1 protein-coding gene is annotated in these 249 nt (G+C 67.5%); it reads right to left on the bottom strand.

The genetic code is table 11. The features are described from left to right. Positions 1-240 (bottom strand): sulfatase-like hydrolase/transferase (locus tag SB822_RS59405; RefSeq protein WP_410859415.1); only part of this gene is annotated, 240 nt, incomplete at its 3' end. Positions 241-249: the final 9 nt, after the last annotated feature.

Below are 249 nucleotides of genomic sequence, written 5' to 3'. Positions count from 1 at the left end.
GATCTCGCCGTTGGCGGCAGCGAAGGTCGGGATGAAATCCTGCAGGGAGGCGATGTCGTTGATGACACGGCCGGACTCGACGACTCCGGGCCAGCGCAGCACGCAGGGCACGCGCCAGCCTCCCTCCCAGTTGGTGTCCTTCTCTCCACGGAAGGGCGTGGTGCCGCCATCCGGCCAGGTCATGACCTCGGCGCCGTTGTCGGTGGTGAACACCACCAGGGTGTTGTCGGCCACCCCCAGCTGGTCCAG

It is taken from the genome of Paraburkholderia sp. SIMBA_054 (assembly GCF_046534875.1).
GTDB classification, from domain to species: Bacteria; Pseudomonadota; Gammaproteobacteria; order Burkholderiales; family Burkholderiaceae; genus Paraburkholderia; species Paraburkholderia hospita.
Note: the sequence above shows the minus strand (reverse complement) of the source record. Positions and strands in the feature narration are given on the sequence as shown.